Origin of the sequence: Paenibacillus sp. PvR133 (genome assembly GCF_017833155.1) — a bacterium.
Classification (GTDB): Bacteria; Bacillota; Bacilli; order Paenibacillales; family Paenibacillaceae; genus Paenibacillus; species Paenibacillus polymyxa_B.
Genome location: NZ_JAFIBS010000001.1, coordinates 4,025,082 through 4,042,190, shown reverse-complemented (window position 1 = coordinate 4,042,190; position 17,109 = coordinate 4,025,082). Strand labels below are relative to the sequence as shown.

15 protein-coding genes are annotated in these 17,109 nt (G+C 42.7%); 2 read left to right on the top strand and 13 right to left on the bottom strand.

Annotated features, from left to right (window positions below):
• Positions 1-19 precede the first annotated feature (19 nt).
• Both JOE49_RS17705 and JOE49_RS17700 read left to right on the top strand, forming a co-directional pair.
• Positions 20-1,069 carry a zinc-dependent alcohol dehydrogenase gene (locus JOE49_RS17705; RefSeq protein WP_071558755.1) on the top strand — a complete coding sequence of 350 codons (1,050 nt, stop codon included), beginning with the start codon at positions 20-22 and terminating at the stop codon, positions 1,067-1,069.
• A gap of 29 nt (positions 1,070-1,098) precedes the next feature.
• The gene (locus JOE49_RS17700; RefSeq protein ID WP_209942184.1) at positions 1,099-1,881 is read left to right on the top strand and encodes an HAD family hydrolase; all 783 of its coding nucleotides are present in this window, start codon (positions 1,099-1,101) and stop codon (positions 1,879-1,881) included.
• A gap of 333 nt (positions 1,882-2,214) precedes the next feature.
• Here JOE49_RS17700 and JOE49_RS17695 read toward each other — a convergent pair whose 3' ends face one another.
• The 13 genes from JOE49_RS17695 to JOE49_RS17635 all read right to left on the bottom strand — a co-directional run bounded on the left by JOE49_RS17695 (position 2,215) and on the right by JOE49_RS17635 (position 17,079).
• Complete coding sequence (locus JOE49_RS17695; RefSeq protein WP_028541305.1) at positions 2,215-3,816, bottom strand: alpha-amylase family glycosyl hydrolase; 1,602 nt, start codon at positions 3,814-3,816, stop codon at positions 2,215-2,217.
• 240 nt (positions 3,817-4,056) lie between these two features.
• The gene (locus JOE49_RS17690) at positions 4,057-4,533 is read right to left on the bottom strand and encodes an RNA polymerase sigma factor (protein WP_209942182.1); all 477 of its coding nucleotides are present in this window, start codon (positions 4,531-4,533) and stop codon (positions 4,057-4,059) included.
• A gap of 40 nt (positions 4,534-4,573) precedes the next feature.
• Positions 4,574-5,467 (bottom strand): polysaccharide deacetylase family protein, encoded by an 894-nt coding sequence (locus tag JOE49_RS17685; protein ID WP_209942179.1) that lies wholly within the window; start codon positions 5,465-5,467, stop codon positions 4,574-4,576.
• A gap of 67 nt (positions 5,468-5,534) precedes the next feature.
• Entirely contained in the window at positions 5,535-6,749 is a 1,215-nt protein-coding gene (locus tag JOE49_RS17680) for an ABC transporter permease (RefSeq protein WP_028541307.1), read from the bottom strand.
• Positions 6,746-7,483 carry an ABC transporter ATP-binding protein gene (locus JOE49_RS17675; protein ID WP_025723380.1) on the bottom strand — a complete coding sequence of 246 codons (738 nt, stop codon included), beginning with the start codon at positions 7,481-7,483 and terminating at the stop codon, positions 6,746-6,748. Before JOE49_RS17675 ends, JOE49_RS17680 begins: the two co-directional genes overlap by 4 nt.
• Complete coding sequence (locus JOE49_RS17670; RefSeq protein ID WP_053325425.1) at positions 7,480-8,949, bottom strand: efflux RND transporter periplasmic adaptor subunit; 1,470 nt, start codon at positions 8,947-8,949, stop codon at positions 7,480-7,482. Before JOE49_RS17670 ends, JOE49_RS17675 begins: the two co-directional genes overlap by 4 nt.
• Positions 8,950-8,984: 35 nt before the next feature.
• The gene (locus JOE49_RS17665) at positions 8,985-10,088 is read right to left on the bottom strand and encodes a TolC family protein (protein ID WP_209942177.1); all 1,104 of its coding nucleotides are present in this window, start codon (positions 10,086-10,088) and stop codon (positions 8,985-8,987) included.
• A 209-nt stretch (positions 10,089-10,297) separates the two neighbouring features.
• Entirely contained in the window at positions 10,298-12,310 is a 2,013-nt protein-coding gene (locus JOE49_RS17660; RefSeq protein ID WP_053325423.1) for an ABC transporter permease, read from the bottom strand.
• On the bottom strand, positions 12,276-13,055 hold the full coding sequence (locus tag JOE49_RS17655) for an ABC transporter ATP-binding protein (RefSeq protein ID WP_023988573.1): 780 nt from the start codon (positions 13,053-13,055) through the stop codon (positions 12,276-12,278). The genes JOE49_RS17660 and JOE49_RS17655 overlap by 35 nt, the downstream gene beginning before the upstream one ends.
• Positions 13,056-13,156: 101 nt before the next feature.
• Positions 13,157-14,143 carry a sensor histidine kinase gene (locus tag JOE49_RS17650; protein WP_023988572.1) on the bottom strand — a complete coding sequence of 329 codons (987 nt, stop codon included), beginning with the start codon at positions 14,141-14,143 and terminating at the stop codon, positions 13,157-13,159.
• Entirely contained in the window at positions 14,140-14,841 is a 702-nt protein-coding gene (locus JOE49_RS17645) for a response regulator transcription factor (protein ID WP_076160469.1), read from the bottom strand. Before JOE49_RS17645 ends, JOE49_RS17650 begins: the two co-directional genes overlap by 4 nt.
• Positions 14,842-15,329: 488 nt before the next feature.
• On the bottom strand, positions 15,330-16,172 hold the full coding sequence (locus JOE49_RS17640; protein ID WP_209942175.1) for a carbohydrate ABC transporter permease: 843 nt from the start codon (positions 16,170-16,172) through the stop codon (positions 15,330-15,332).
• A 28-nt stretch (positions 16,173-16,200) separates the two neighbouring features.
• Positions 16,201-17,079 carry a carbohydrate ABC transporter permease gene (locus JOE49_RS17635; protein ID WP_209942173.1) on the bottom strand — a complete coding sequence of 293 codons (879 nt, stop codon included), beginning with the start codon at positions 17,077-17,079 and terminating at the stop codon, positions 16,201-16,203.
• Positions 17,080-17,109: the final 30 nt, after the last annotated feature.

The following is a 17,109-nucleotide window of genomic DNA, read 5'->3' as shown; positions in this document are numbered from 1 at the left end:
GGCAAAAGGAGGACTATTTATGCTTGCACTGGTATACAAATCAGCTTGGGATGTCGCACTTGAGGAAAGACCTGTCCCGGAGATTAAAAAAGATAACGATGTACTCGTCCGGATCCGGGCGACAGGCGTATGCGGTACGGATTTAGGCATCATCAGTGGCAAATATCATGCCGTGTCGTCCACTATCCTGGGCCACGAATCAGCGGGGGAAGTAATCGCTGTAGGATCAGCCGTCAGTTCAATGCAGCCCGGGGACCGGGTCGTGATTGATCCAACGTACTACTGTGGTCAATGTGATATGTGCCGGACAGGAAGACAGAATCATTGCACACATAAATCCGTAACCGAGACCGGAGTCAGCGCCGACGGGACGTTCACCGATTATTATGTGACGGAGGATCGTTTTCTGTACAAGCTGAAGGATCATATCAGCTACGAAGAAGCAACACTGACCGAACCGCTGAGCTGTATGCTGACCGGAATCAACCAGATTCACCTGCTGCCGAACTTCACAACCATCATTCTTGGTGCAGGCCCAATTGGAATTCTGTACAGTTATGCTCTTGCTTCCAAAGGTGTCACAGGCTGCCTCGTTGACATCTCGGAGGAACGGCTCGCCATAGCGGATTCCGTGGCCCCTGATCGGTGGTCCGTGCACGCCACACTGGAATCAGCCATTCATGAGCTGGCACCGTTAAAAAATCAGGTAGACATGATTGTGGATACCACAGGCGTGGTCGGTACACAGGTACTGTCCCAGCTTACAAGCGGCGGATATCTGATGCTGGTGGGGCTGAGAGATGGGACAAGCACGTTCAATCCGAAAGAGGTAGTTGACCGTAGCCTTAAAATCATCGGCTCGATTGATTCCCTAGGAACGTTCTCCACGGCTCATTACCTGATTGAGCAGCAGATCGTTCCCGCCAAAAAAATCATTACCCACTCCTATCCGCTGGAAGATTACCGTGAGGCTTTTCTGACCCTCGGATGCAATATCAACGAGCGGACCCTTCAGCCTTCTTCACAGGCAATCAAGGTTGTGCTGCAATCGAACGGCTCCGGTAACTAATCCAGATACGAACAAGGAGGAGAATGGACATGACAACCATTCATCATGATGCGCAGCCAAATAATGAATGCTTGGGAGGCCCATCAGCGTCCGTTCCGGTCAAGGCAGTCATCTTCGACATGGACGGGGTCCTAGTAGACAGCGAACCGATTTATTTTGAGATCGAGCGTAATTCCTTTGCCCATTTCGGTGCGTCCATGACGGAAGAAGAGCACCATACCTATGTTGGAGTGACACTCGAATCTATGTGGCGTCAGGTACTGGACAGACATCAGCTCACCAATACGGTGGAAGAGGCCCTGTCCTATCACCGAAAAAACGTGATGCAGACGATGATTGCACACGAGGGCCTTTTGGCGATCGACGGACTGGAACGGTGGCTAGACTGGCTGCAAGAGAAGGGGATTCCGGTCGCGGTAGCCTCTTCCTCTCCACGGGCGCTAATTGATCTCATTATGGAAAAGACAGGACTTGGCCGTTACTTCGACATTCGAATCACCGGTGAAGAGGTATTGCAGGGTAAGCCAGCACCGGACATCTTCTTATACGCCGCCGAACAGCTAGGCATTGCACCGGCCCATTGCATCGTTATTGAAGATTCACAGAACGGGGTCCAGGCAGCCAAAAGTGCAGGAATGCACTGCATCGGCTTCCACAACCCCGGCTCCGGCCGGCAGGATCTGTCTAGAGCCGATCGCTGGATTCTCAGCTATGACGACCTGTGGGCGATCAGAGAGAATCTGCCGTTTGATGAGCAGTTGCTTGCTAAGAGCAAGAGCCGAAATGTACCGGAAGGCATACCCCCTTTATAATCATATGGAATCGTCCAATCTTTACTATGATTGAGGGTATTAAATAATGCCCCTTGGAATATACACTGGAGAATGCATTTATCCTTCCCTGTGTGTACTCTAAGGGGCGTGCTTTACATCGAAGTGGTCTAGTTGAAACGAGTAATTTTCCCGGTTCAACACACAATCGTCGTAAAAACTGTCTTTTTGACATTTAACTGATCTCCTGACGGTTTTAAATCCTCTATTCGTATGCAGCAAAACTTATATAGAAAAATGGGGTGCTGTTAACACCCCAAACTGGATTCATCGATATATATCCTGCTTCATCTGAACAGTAATTTTGCCGTATATTCAGCTCTTTCTGTCTTCTTCGGTAATTAGAGAACTGTAAGCCGGAATTGTAACTGTTCCTTTCTTCACCTTTACATTCTTTGAGGTGGAGAAGACCACTTTCCATTTACCCTTATCGAAATCTTTCATCTGCAGGGTAACCGGCTCTCCAGACAGGTTATGATATACATATAGTGTTTCTTTGCCTGAAGTACGTTTAAATGCGGTCACGCTGGCAGAACCTGCTTGTATAGGTTGCAGACTGTCGCTGCGTAAAGCTTCATGTTCTTCCCTCAGACGGATGAGTGTGCGATAGCTTTCCAGCAGGGAATCATCGTCCCTCAGCTGCGCTTCCACTGATACCTCGCCTGTGTTGTATTTGGGTTTCTCCCACGTCGTTTGACCAGGGCCATCTCCCTTGTACCAGCGCATAGGCTCACGAAGATACTCATCAGGCTTCTCTCCCTTCATGCCGATTTCTTCCCCATAATAGAGGAACGGCTGACCCGGAAGCGTCAAAAGAATGGAAGCAGCCAGCTTGGCTTTTCGCACATCTCCGCCCACTTCGCTCATGACACGGGTCTGGTCATGGTTGCTCAGGAACGGAGCATCGAGTGCCGCCTTATTATACGATTTGTACAGTTGCAGCGTTTTCTCGGCGAATGCCGCGATACCCTGATCTCGGCCGTTTTTCACGGAGTTCAAAATCGTTCCACCCAGGTCAAAATTAAACAGGGAATGGAGCGGTCCGTAATAAGGAGCTATGGTCTCCGGTTTGTCCCATACCTCTCCTGCCAGATATACATTTGGATTTACCTTCTCCATCTCAGAACGGAATTCATTCCACCATGCGATGTTCTTATCCGCACCATCCTTCGTCTGTCCTCTAAAAATATGCATCGCCGCGTCAAGCCGGAACCCGTCTGCACCCTGCTGCAGCCAATACTTGCCGACTTTGATCATTTCTTTGCGGACTTCGGGATTGTCAAAGTTCAGATCCGGCATGCCCGACCAGAATGTACTGTAGAAATACCCTTCGCCATTCGGGTTCTTATGCCATACCTGCTGACCCCACGAGCCCTTTTCTTCCAGATCTGTGTTCTCATCCGCCCATACGTAATAGTCGTGGTATTTGCTTTGTGGGTTGGCACTGGCCTCCTTAAACCATGGGTGCTCGCTGCTCGAATGATTGATAACAAGGTCCATGATCACCTTGACGCCCTTTCGGTCCGCTTCTTTCATCAAGGTGCGGAAATCATTTAGACTCCCATACTGCGGGTCCACCTGATAGTAATCAGTTACATCATATTTATGGTAGCTTGGAGATGGATTAAGGGGCATAAGCCAGAGGCCGCTGACCTGCAAATCCTTACCCGAATGGGGTTTGCCATCGTTTAAGTAATCAAGTTTTTGTGTGATTCCTTTCAAATCACCGTGTCCGTCTCCATTCGAATCATAAAAAGAATTGATATAAATTTCATAAAATACGCCGCTTCCAGTAGAAACCGGAGGCTTATGTCCGTTCATTTCCTGCTCTGCCATTGCACCTGAAGCGAACATCGTGAGCATAGGCACCGTTAACATGGCGGTGGACAATCTTCTTAAGCGTTTGTTACGTGTCAAAACAAATCAGCTCCTTTGATTGTTATGGGTGCGTTTTCATTATAAATAGAAACAATCCAAAAAAAGGGGATATTTATTATCTATTATGGTGGAAAATATCGATCTTATTGCTTTATCTCTGTATCGAACGAAAGAGGAGCAGACTCTATGTCTACTCCTCTTTCGGAAATTATTCTTTTTCTTAGATTTAGTACTTTCGATTTGCTGAATAAAAGATTGTCTGCTGTCGTCCAAATCAGTTCAGGAAATATATCTTAATTTAATGCGTTTTGAAGCTCTGTGCAGCGAAGACTTTACTGAATTTTCACTCTTGTTTAAGATTCTAGCCGTTTCTTTTATGGAGTATCCTCGGACTAAACGCAATTCAAGTACCGTCCTTTGCTCAGTATTACTTGCCATCAAAAGAATTCGATTGACCTCCTCCTGAATTTCAAAATCGAGGATATCCCAGTGATAATAAAGCAGTTCCTTGCGTAAGTTGTATTCATCCATCTTTTTTCGTTTTCTGATTAAATCTATAGCTAAATTTTTGGCAATTCTCAAAAGGTAAAACCGAATACGATCTTGAGGCAAGTCAGGTGAAGCTCTTATAAACCGAATAAAGCACTCATGCAACAAATCTTCGGCATCCTGTTTGTTATGCAATATCCTTAATAGATAGCCAAAGAGATCTGATTTGCAAGATAAATATAGATCCTCCACATCTTTAATATCCATATTACTGCTTGTCCCTTCTGTTTTGATTGGAATCGGTAAGTCACTTTATAGTCTTAAATTCATATCCCTGCTTTTTTAAATATGTTATGATTTCAGGCAAGGCTTTGGCAGTTTCTTCTTTCCCATAAGTGTCATGCATGAGTACCACTGCTTTTTCTCTAGTCCCCATGTTCCTTATGAATTCGCGAATTAATTGTTCAGCATTCTTAGGTGCACCTTCTGCATCTTTAGGTAACACATTCCAGTCAATCTGATGATAATCCTTAGCCTGTAGAGCTTTGTCCAGCACTTCCATACCCTCGGGATCATTTCTCTGCCATGTCATATGGCCGCCTGGAAAACGAATTACTCTTGTGGAAAAATTCTGCCCCAATATTTGCTTTAAAACTTGATTTGTTTTTTCAATATCCTTCATAAAAATGCTCGAATTCACAGTTTGATTAGGATATAAATAACTGTAGTCATGTGAGTAGGTATGATTTCCGATAGCATGTCCTTCTTTAACTACTCTTTTTGTTATTTTTTTAGCCACTTCATTTTCTTCTACTGCCTTTCCTACCACAAAAAACGTTGCTTTCACATTTTCTTCTTTAAGAACATCCAATATCTTAGGCGTTACGGTGACCGATGGGCCATCATCAAAAGATAAATAGACTACTTTTTTACCGTCTATCCCCTCAGGCCGATGTCCTTGCATTTGCTGATTCAAGTATTTTTCAACAAATGCTGCATCTTCAACACCCGAAACATTTTTTAGAGGTGATTCGCTCCCTTTGGATTCGTTATTTAATACCGGCTGTTGTTTACTACTAAAGATATCAAAGAGTTTTAAAATAATTAGAACAATACAAATGATAATAATAAACAGTAGTCTTCTTCTATTTCTCTTCATCCGATGAGCTCTGGTTCTATTATGCGTATAGCTTTTTTCCATAGTATATGTTCCTCCAAAAATCTAGAAGCTGTTTACGTTTCATTTTGCGACCATGTGCCAATTGAAATTATTCGTATCTCAATGCATCTATAGGCTTTAAACTTGCTGCTTTATAAGCCGGGTATACTCCAAATAGGATGCCTGTGCCCGCAGAGCTAAGAAACGAATATATAATAGGCGAGATCGTAAATTCAATGGTCATATGTGTCGTTGCTTCGATTATTTTGGACGCTCCTATGCCTGTTACAACCCCGATTGTACCTCCTAACAGACCAAAGATGACCGCTTCAGATAGGAATTGAATCATAATATCTCTCGGCTTGGCACCAATGGCTTTCCGAATACCGATTTCTCTTGTACGCTCTATAACCGAAACCATCATAATATTCATAATTCCGATTCCCCCTACCACGAGCGATATCGCGGCTACACCACCCAGTAAGCTGGTCATGATATTATCTACACCGGAAGCTGCACCTGCTGCCTCTGACTGACTCATAATTTGAAATTGATCCGGTTCCGAGGGTTTTAGCTGATGCGTCACACGCAAGCTTTCCAATATGTCTAGACGAGCCTGATCCATCAAAGCTGGTGACTTGGCAGACACGTCCAATCCCGTAATGTTTTTCTCACCCAGACGGTTCATCATGGTTGTAGCAGGGATGTAAATTTGTTCATTAGTACTATAGCTTAAGTTCGTAACTGGCTGAGTATTCAATACTCCGATCACCTTGAAAGGAATCTGTTTAATTTGAAACGTTCGTCCCAATACATTTTGGGTATCTCCACCAAAAAGACGTTGAACCGCTTGGCTTTCAAGAATGGCGACATTCATGCGTTTATCCATCTCATCGTTGGTAAATGTTCTGCCCTCAGCAAAGGAAAACTTTTTGACCTTATAGAATGAAGTGGAAGTCCCTACAATAGTAGCGTTATAGTTATATCGCCCCCACGCAGCTTTTGAATTGCTCGATATATTTGGCATCAATGCATCTATAGAATTCTTTTGTTCCAACGCCTCGACATCAGCCCAAGTAAACGAGGGCGTGTTGTCCAAATCTATTTCACCATCGACCATTGTCATAGCTGGAGCAACCATCAATACGTTATTCCCTAATTTATTAATTTCTGCTTTTATGCGGGCTGTAGAGCCGTTTCCGATCGCCATAATGGCAATAACCGCTGCCACCCCGATAATAATACCGAGAATCGTTAAAAAAGAGCGCAGCTTATTGGTCGTTAAACTATTAATTGATACACGGATCGTTTCCATCAAATTCATAGGCTCGCCATCCTTGATGAAATTCTTCTATTGGTAATGCTTTCATCACGCTCAATATCTCCATCCCGAAAGCTGATCAACCGCTTGGCATATTCAGCGATTTCCAGCTCATGAGTAACCAAGACGATGGTTTTCCCCTGCTCATTCAAACCCTGAAACAGCTCCATAATCTCGACGCTCGTCTTCGTATCCAGTGCCCCCGTTGGCTCATCCGCCAGCAAAATAACAGGATTATTCACCAACGCACGCGCAATAGAGACACGTTGCTGCTGACCGCCAGAAAGCTCGTTAGGTTTGTTGTACATCCGTTCTGCAAGGCCTACACTTCGAAGCGCCTCCACGGCTCGTTCCCGGCGTTCCTTGGCAGGTATACCTGCATACATCATAGGTAGCTCTACATTTGCTAATGCTGTAGTTCGGGAAAGTAGATAGAATTTTTGAAACACAAAACCCAGTTTCTGATTTCGAATCTCGGAAAGCTCGTTCTCACGAGCATCCAATATGGAATACCCATCCAGATAATACTTCCCGGTATCAGGATGATCGAGGCAACCAATGACATTCATCATGGTGGACTTACCCGAACCAGAGGGACCCATTATGGCAACAAACTCACCTTCGCTAATAGATAAATTCACACCACGTAGAGCCTGAATCTCCTGTCCGCCTACCTCATATATTTTTTTTAATGCTTTAATTTCAATAACGTTTTTATTTAATTGGACTTCGTTCATTGTGCCTGACCCCCATCAGGGTCCTGGCCCTCTTGACTGCCATTCGAACCAGCACCGTCCTGAGGCGGAATAATAATGGTCTCGCCTTCCTTAACACCGGACTTGATTTCGGCCTGATCCGCTGTATAAACACCCAGCTTCACAGGTCTGAATTCATAATCTGCAGGGTTTGCTGGGTTCTTCGCTACATATACTCCGTCCACTCCACCTTCGGATCTCAATGCAAACAATGGAACGGACAGCGCGTCTTTACGTTCAGCCAAGAGGAGTGATACATCCATGTTCATCCCCGGTTGCAGCCTTATTTTTTGGCTATCCAAAGACAATTCAATTTTGTATGTAGTCACATTCGATTCCGTCACCGGCTCTGGAGAAACGAAGCGTACTTCGCCTTTAAATTGTTTGTCCGGGAATGAATTCGAGTGCATTGTAGCCTGAAGTCCGGTCTTCAATTTAGCAATATCACTTTCGTTAACCTTGGCAAGAACCTTCATAACGCCTGTATTGGAGTTATTCATTACAATAAAAGGTGCAGTAGGACTAGTACCCACATCGCCGTTGACCTTCAAAATGATCCCGTCCCACGGTGCCGTAACCTGTAATTTGCTCAGGACACTTTTCTTCTGCTCTAATGCCGTTTCAGCCTGCTGTAAAGAAGCCTGTGCAGATTGGATGTTGGAAGCTTCAGGCGGGGACTGTGCAGCCTTTAATTGTATTAAAGCTGTTTTAAAGCCCATTTCTGCCTCCTCAATTGCCTCAGTCTGTTTGGTCTGTGCCTTCTTGTACTGCAGCTCCGCATTGCTCATATCCAGTTTTGCCTTATCCAGATTTTGCTTGGCTGTCGCCAGGTCACTTTCTGCTGCCGCATCATTCTGAACCAGATAAGCCTGGTCATCATAATCCTTCTGGGCCTTATCCAAAGTCACCTTGACTGCCACCTTTTGTGCAGCGGCTTCCTCTAACTCCATATCGTTCTTGGCTGTTTTAATCGCCATTTGTGCCTTTAAGACATTGGTTTTCTGGAGTTCGATATCATTGGTTTTGGGTCCGCGCTTGGCTTCCTCCAGCTTGGCCCTTGCAATCGCGACATTGGATTCGGCATCCTTAATTTGCAGCCTGGCATCCGAATCATCTAATCGTGCTAGAACCTGACCTGCTTTGACACTATCTCCTGCTTTGATATTGACAGCGATGAGCTTGGCACCCTCGACATTTGTAAAATTAATATTTACTTCCTTGGAAGCCTGAACGGTCCCAGTCACTTTAAGCGAATCCGTCATGTTTGTTTTCTGTACCTGTACAATCTGGTTCGCAGGACTCTCCACGGGCTTTTCCTGCCCCTTTTTCATATAAACAAAACTTCCAATTCCCGCTATAATGATCAAGACAAGAATACCTATGATCCCTCTCAATCTTTTTTTCCTTCTTAACACTTGCAATGAATCTTTCTTTTCTGTTTCCGACAATGTTACATCCCCTTAAAATGTATTTTTTCTAAAACCTATACGCTCCACGGTTTGTTTAAAGCATGTTGCAGCAGCGTCATTTGAACAATTAGTTCATCCTTATTCCGTTCAATTTGCTTCACTTTTAACTGATTCGTGGCAATCTCCGTACCTGTAGCAAATCCCCGTTCCTTTTTTCTACGAGATATATCTAATACCTTATTAGCGTTCTGTAGATTACTTTGCATTTGTTCGTATTGTTCATAACTCTGCTGTAAGTTAAAGTACATATTCTTCAGTGTTTCTGCTAATTGATCCTTGGTATTTTCCAATCCGCCTTCCGCTGAGTCTACATCAATCTGTTTAATTTCATAATCGTCAGTTCCCGAGTTCCACGTGTAATATTTAATTTCCATTTTTGCTAGCTTGACTGCCTCCTCCTGTCTCCATACCGAAGGACTCGCCGAGATGGCACGCGTCACAAGCGTATCTAAATTCGTGTTATCCATCTTCCGGTAAACAGGTCGATCCACCAGTTCATACACCGTACCTTGAGGTTGGCCCATTTGCGTATTTAGTGAATCCATCGCTTTTTGCAGTGCAGCCTTTGCAATGTCTACATTCTTTTGAGCCTCTATACGAGTCTGAATAATCGTGCTTTGATCACCTGGAGAAATTTTTCCACGGTTGGCCTTCGCTTCAGCAGCTTTTTCTCCCAGTAGTGCGAGCGAAAGTGCATCCTCACTGCTCTTTACTTTGTTTTCAGCTAGAAGTACGTCATAATAATTCTTCATTGCAGAGTAATCCGCCTGATCTTGGGCAAGTTCGATTTGCTTTTTGGATTCCAAATAAGAAACCGTCGATGAGGCATACCCTTTCCAGGCTGAACTACTAGCCGCGTCCTCTTCACCGTTGCCCGCACCTGCTGGGATGAAATCCAGATTCTTACCTGCATTTTTTAGGTTAATCCGGTTACGATCTATCGCTTGCTGAGCCTCCTTCAAGCTAAAGCTATTAGATCGTGCCCATTGCTGTGCTTGACTCAGTGTTATTTTCACACTTGCATTGGAAACCTGCTGCCGCTCTGCATGAACAAAGGACTCTGAAAATGAACTGGCCGATAAGGCCAACAACAATAAAATGAACATACGTTTTTTCATAGAACCCCCCTCTTTCTAAGTTTCATTAAGTCTAATAAATACGTTGTTATATGAATTTTGATTCTTCCTCTTCATTACAATTTCTTTGCACAACTCTCCATCAAGGATGTCATGAATTGAGAACTGCATCTTCTATCATCCGTGCAGATTCCAGAAGGGAGGTATAATCCTGCCCTCCTGCTATTCTTTCACACACGGCTTATCGCTCTTTACAGCATCTTTAAATCCAATTGACGAAGGTACAGGAAACGTACAATAAGAAAGGAAAAGAATTGGATTGCCCAAAAGCAAAGCATAATCTGAATAAGCGTAAGATGAAAGGGTGCTACATTTATTCCAGATGGTTCTGACATAAATAAACAAAGCACTACTCCTACGGATGATACGACTAATGGCAGAAGAAATAGGAAAGCAATTTGTCTGGATGCAGCTCGTCTCATTTCCCTTGAGTTTAATCCGATTTTCGATAAAGCTCGGTATATTTCCTCATCCCGTTGAAGATCTACATACAATCTGAAATACAACAGACTTACAGTGCTTGCCAACATAATAATGGCGATAAATCCGCCAATAAATTCACTAATATTCAGGTCCATCTCCGATGTCAAATAATCCACTGCTCTAGAGTTAAGTACCCCTTTGTTCACCTTGTTGGCCAACACGGAATACAACCATATCTCCTGTTGAGTTTCAGAAGTTTCTAATGAAAGTTGACCATTCTTCCATTTTGGCACAAAATAATAAACAGATTTGTATGCTAATGGAACATTGAAGTACCGTTGTTCAACTAAATGGTCGTAAGTTCGATCTGAAACAACAAGTAACCTTCCTAGTTCAGAGATGATGTTTTCAACAAACTTTGTGCTGTGGTCTATCTTCTGAGTATCCATAATCTGAATATTCATAATCTGAGATTTTTCTTGATTGTAAGTTAGCTTTTTTTCAAAAAAGGTTTTCTGTTCTTCTAAAGACATTCCATTAGAATCAAAAATGAAAAAGCCTTGATGATCCCGAAGTGCGGCTGTCTGTTTTAGTTCCTTAAACCTGGAAGTAAGAGCTTCATAGTTGGATTGTTTCATCACAGGTGCGAACTGTTCACGAAAGGGAAAGATCAGTATTTCACTTTTCGAATAATCCACCCCAGCCGTATAAAGATTTTGGTCAATCTCTTTTTCAAGCTCTATAGAACTTACAACATCAGAAGAAAGTGCAAATGAATAAGATTGCTCCCTTAGAAATCTTTTTTGCTGCTGCATGGAGTCAAAAGTTGACGCTGCTCCTACACAGGAAATGATAGAAATTAAGGTAATCAATGAAAATAACCCAGCATTATTCCTAATTTTGTATGTGATCTCAGATAACCATAACAAACGTGTTCCGCTCCAAGACCATTTCCTGTTAGCTCTAAGCAGTTGAATGAATAGTACACATAATTGAGTATAAAATAAGTAAGTACCAATAAACCCCATTACAATTGTGTATTTAAATGTGTCTCCAACCGAATAGTGCAATATATAAAAAGAAAGAGTCCCTAAACGATACGGTGCCAGATAAATGTATGGTGGAAAATCAAGCTTCATTAAATATACAGCCGCTCCTATTAACGCTATTGCAAGAAAGGAAAGACTCCATGAAGCTTTTAATTCCTTTTTGAGCTGTGGAACCTTGTTAAAAAGCTGCTGTAATTTAAAATGGCGTATGAAGAAAACAGACACAAGTGAGATCAATATAAACAAAAACATAAAGCCAATTCCTGTGAAAGCCAGTGCTTTCCAAGGAAAATAAAACGTTAAATACATTCCTATGACATTGGAGCCCAAAAGCAGAAAGAATTTCGCTGAAACAAATCCTCCGATAATCCCGGTAATCAATGATAAAAAACCTATAATTAGATTTTCATATGCCACCAAAAAATAAATTTGTCTGTGATGTGTCCCTAAAATGGTCAGTATACCCAATTCTTTCTTACGTGCAGTAACAAAGATATGGTTTGTGTATAATACGAAAAAAAAGGAAAATACAAAAATCAACAGATCAGCAACTTGTAATCCTTTTTTTACATTAGCTGCTGTGATTGCATTTGAGACATCCGGGTGAAAAATAAATATCGCATATACGAAAAAAATCGAAATCATCAATGAGCTGCTTAAATAATAAGGTACATAAGCACGTACATTGCGTTTGAGATTATTCCATGCTAACAGACGAAAGCTCATGTGCATGTCTACTTCCCCCCAAAAAGGAGAGCATATCTATGATTTCCTGAAAAAATATTTGCTGACTATGACTACGGTGGATTTCATTATATAACTCACCATCTTTTATAAAAATTACCCGATCACAATAACTGGCTTCCATTGCACCGTGTGTTACCAGCACGATTGTGGAATAATCTACACGGTGGATAAGTCCCAGCATTTCCATCACAACACGTGAAGACTTGGAATCGAGATTTCCAGTGGGTTCATCTGCGAGCAGGAGTGAAGGAGAGTGAATAATAGCCCTACCAATGGCTGCCCGTTGCTTTTGTCCCCCTGACACCTCATAAGGCCGTTTATCCAAAACATCAAAAATATCCAGTTTCTTCGCTACCTCTTCCAGTTTAAGCTCCATTTCCTTTAATCCTTTTTTATTCAGCATCAGAGGAAACAGTATGTTCTCTCCCAAAGTGAGGGTTTCCAGCAAATTAAAGTCCTGAAATACAAGTCCCAGCTCTTTGCGACGAAATAAAGCCAGCTTATCCTTCTTGAGCTGATTTAGATTTTCCCCTTTAATGCAAACCTCGCCAGAAGTCGGCATATCAATGGTCGAAATCATGTTTAATAATGTGGTCTTCCCACTACCAGACGGCCCCATAATACCAACAAACTCACCTTGTTTGATCGTTAAATGGATGTTGTTAAGGGCTCGGTAGGGAACCTTGCCATAATATATTTTGGTGACTTGATCCATTCGTACAATCTCCATAATTCATTCCTTTCCTTTTTCTATGTTATGATCATAATCCATCCAGACAAGTGAAGCGATCGATTAACATTACAAAAACCTTAAATGTGTTGTAAGGTTTCTCATTTGTGAATTGAAAACAGGATTTGAACCGTTGTCCCTTCACCAACTGTCGATTTCAGTTGAATATCATGATTCAGTCTTTTGCAGATTTCAGACACCAAATAGAGTCCCATCCCGGTTGATTCACGATACTTCCGCCCATTTTCACCTGTATAATAAGCCTCAAATACCCGTTCTACATCTTTTTTAGGGATACCAATCCCCTCATCCTGTACTTCCAACACAATGACATGCTCTCTTACGTCAGACATTAGTTTCAGACTGTGGGCATGACCTGAAGAGTATTTCACCGCATTGGTCACCAATTGGTTAATTATGAATCTTAGCCACTTGGCATCGGTAATCACACTCAACTGCTCGTCCACTTCATTGGAAGGATAAATTTCGTTGCGAATCAATAATCTTTTGTTATCATAAATCACATCACTAACCAGTTTTCGTAATACAACAGGCTCCACATGAAAGTCAGGTTCAAAGGATTCCAATCGTGACATATACAAAATCATGTCCAGTCCTTTTCCCATTCGATCAATCTCATCGTGTATCTGATCCGATTCGGGATCTATTTTTCCTTTAAGGATTAAATGAATAACAGAAAGAGGAGTTTTCATCTGGTGAACCCACTGATTGATAAACGTAATATGATCGCGCTGCTGATGCTCTAACTGATGAATTCGGGACTGATACAATCGATAATATTGTAAAAGCAAATGTTGCAAAGAAGAGGCTAACGGATTAAGTACCTTCATCTGAATAAGCTCATCTAAATCTCTAATGTTTGCAGTGGATAATATGCGATATAAACCAGAGTACATGACATACCGGAAGAGCAAATAAACCAGCAATATGGAGGCCCCAAAAAAGACGGAATACAGGGCCGTCGACCAGTTACGGTAACCATCCATCCAATAGATACTTAACACAAGAAAAAGTTGAATGATATTAAAAATCACCAGCGAAAAATGGTCACGCCAAAAAAGCTTCACCGTTCTTCCTCCTCAGTCAAGTGAAGCCGATAGCCAGCCCCTCTAACCGTCTCTATGATATCCCCTAGTCCCAGCTCACTCAGCTTTTTGCGGACCCGAGTGACATAAACATTCAGTGTGTTTTCGCCCACATATTGGTGATCATCCCATAAAGCCTCTAAGAGATGAACTCTACCCACAACCTGCTTAGGATACGTCATCAATAGCTCTAGCAGTGCTGCTTCCTTCTGGCTAATTTCTACCTGCTTGTCATGGAATACAAGTTCCATAATATCGGGATATAGCGTCAAATCTGCCACTTTTAAGGAACGTGATTTTGGGGCAACAGCATAAGAGCCATAGGCACGTCGCAGATTGCTTTCTACTTTGGCTAACAGTACTTCGGGATAAAATGGTTTCGTAATGTAATCATCTGCTCCGTTTTGCAAAGCAATGACCTGATCCATTTTATCATCGCGTGCAGACACAAAAAGGATGGGACATGTAGACTGAGTCCGTATTTGCCTGCACCAATAAAATCCATCAAAGCGAGGTAGATTCACATCAAGTAGTACCAAATCAGGCTTTACCTCTTGAAAGATAGCCAGAACTTGATCAAAATTTGAAACGTTAATCCCTTGATAACCATATTTCTCAAGATAGGATTGGAGCAAGGAACTGATTTGAGGATCATCCTCTACTATTAATATCTTTTGCATCGTGTTTTTTACCTTCTTAGTGCTTGAATTTTTAACAACTGATTTCTCTATATAATGCCTTTATTCAATCGTTCAAGCAATAACAACAATCTAACCCCCTTGGTTGTAGATTTAGGAGGTTTTCATGGTGGTGTATATTGAATCCCGAATAATATGCATGGTGCCGAGCACCAGAGTGATTAACAATATAATTATAATAACGATAACGGTGACTGTTATAATGGTTCTTTTAGGAATTTTTAATGTTTCATTGAAACTTTGCTTTGGATCTTTCAAAATCTGCTCACTTCTTTCCTTGCCTAGCTGTTTACCAGCATAACAGCTTCTACATAATGAACAACAGTTGAAACTTACAAAAACCTTTATTTTGTTGTAAGGTTTCTGATTAGCCACAAACCATCGTCAGATTAAACTAGCGTATGTACATAACAAAAATGCCCGGCTAGAGAATCTTTTTTCTGATTCTCAAGCCGGGCATTTTATCCTTTCTATCCTTTTACAGCGGAACCCACCGTCATTGCCCGTTCCACTTGTTCACTCAAGAACAGATAGACTAGTACCATCGGTAGGGAAGCGATAGTCATAACAGCTCCCATGGCCCCCCAATCCGTGCTGTAGGAGCCCTGGAAGAAAAGCAAGCCTAGCGGCAAGGTCTTCATATTCTCATCAGAAATCAGAATATAGGCTAAAGTGAACTCATTCCAGTTGTTCAAGAACTGAAAAATGGCTACAGTTGCAATTGCAGGCATTGCAAGCGGCATAATGATTTTCAGGAACAGTCTATAAATATTAGCTCCATCCATACATGCCGCCTCTTCAATCTCCTTAGGAATTCCTGTCAGGAACCCATAGAAAATCATTGACGAGAAAGGAAGGCCAATTGCGATATAGGGAAGAATAAGAGCTCCATACGTATTCGTAAGATGAAAATCGCGAACCAGAATCGCCAGCGGTATCATAATAACCTGTAGCGGCATAAACATTCCTATGATCATATAAGTTCGGACAGCAGAACGAAACCTCCATCTCATGCGAGCCACTGCAAAGGCAAACATCAGTGCCAGTAAAAGGATGAACAGAGTCGAAATCGTTGATACGACCAGACTGTTCAGAAAGTAACGAGGAATATTAAATTGCGTCCAAGCATTGATGTAATTTTCGTAACGAAAATGCGTTGGTAGTCCGAATGGGTTGGTAACAAAGATCTCATCATTGTTCTTCAACGAGTAGGAAACCATCCAGAACAACGGATAAATCGAAACAATCATATACAACCACAGCGGTATCTGCAGGACAGCTTGTCTGAACTTGCTCACAGCGGTTTTACTCATTTCGTTCTCCTTTTCAATACGCACCTCATCAGGCGGTTTGTCCGCGATCGAACAGCTTATTGATAACTAAAGTTGCCAGCAGCGAGATCAGTACAAGCAGCACAGATACAGCACACGCATAGCCATAGTTGCTCTCCATAAAAGCATAGCGGTAAATCATGAATGTCATTGTATAATTTGTAGTACCAGGTCCCCCGTTGGTCATAATCAGCATCTGCACAAAGGCGCCTATCCCAGAGGTAATCGCGATAATGAAGCAGAATTTGTACGTTTCCCTCATCAGAGGAAGTGTAACATGCAGATGCGCTCTCCATTTGCTGCAACCGTCAATCGTGGCGGCTTCAAAGTAGTCCTCAGGTACTGACTTAACCCCTGCATATAGCAGCGCGAATTGATACCCCATAAACTGCCAGGCATTAACAAAGGCGATGGCAATAATTGATTCTGTCGGGGAGCTCAGCCAATTTTGCTGATACGAGATATTCAAAAGATCGAACAGCCGGTTGATCAGTCCGTTGGTCGGGTCGTAAATGGCGATCCACAGCTGGCACACCACAGTTACCGACAGAACAACCGGAATAAAATAAGCCGTTTTCAGTATTTTCCGCCCGCGTGTACGCGGGTCTGCACAAATCAGCGCCAATAGCGTTCCCAGTCCAATCTGAAAGACCACCAGTACAATTGCGAATATCAATCCGTTCTTAAGCGAAGTGGAAAGTAAAGGATCGGAAAAGAGCTCCCGGTAATTACTCAATCCCGAAAAGATCGGCGTACTAAGGCCATCCCACTCATAAAAGCTACGAAGAACGGTCTGCAGAACAGGATAAATCAGGATCACACTGTACAGGATCAAAGCAGGGAGCAGAAACAGTGCCAGCGCCGGTTTGTTCCCCAAATATTTATTCATGTGTTGCTTCCACCCCTTATTTTCGGGACG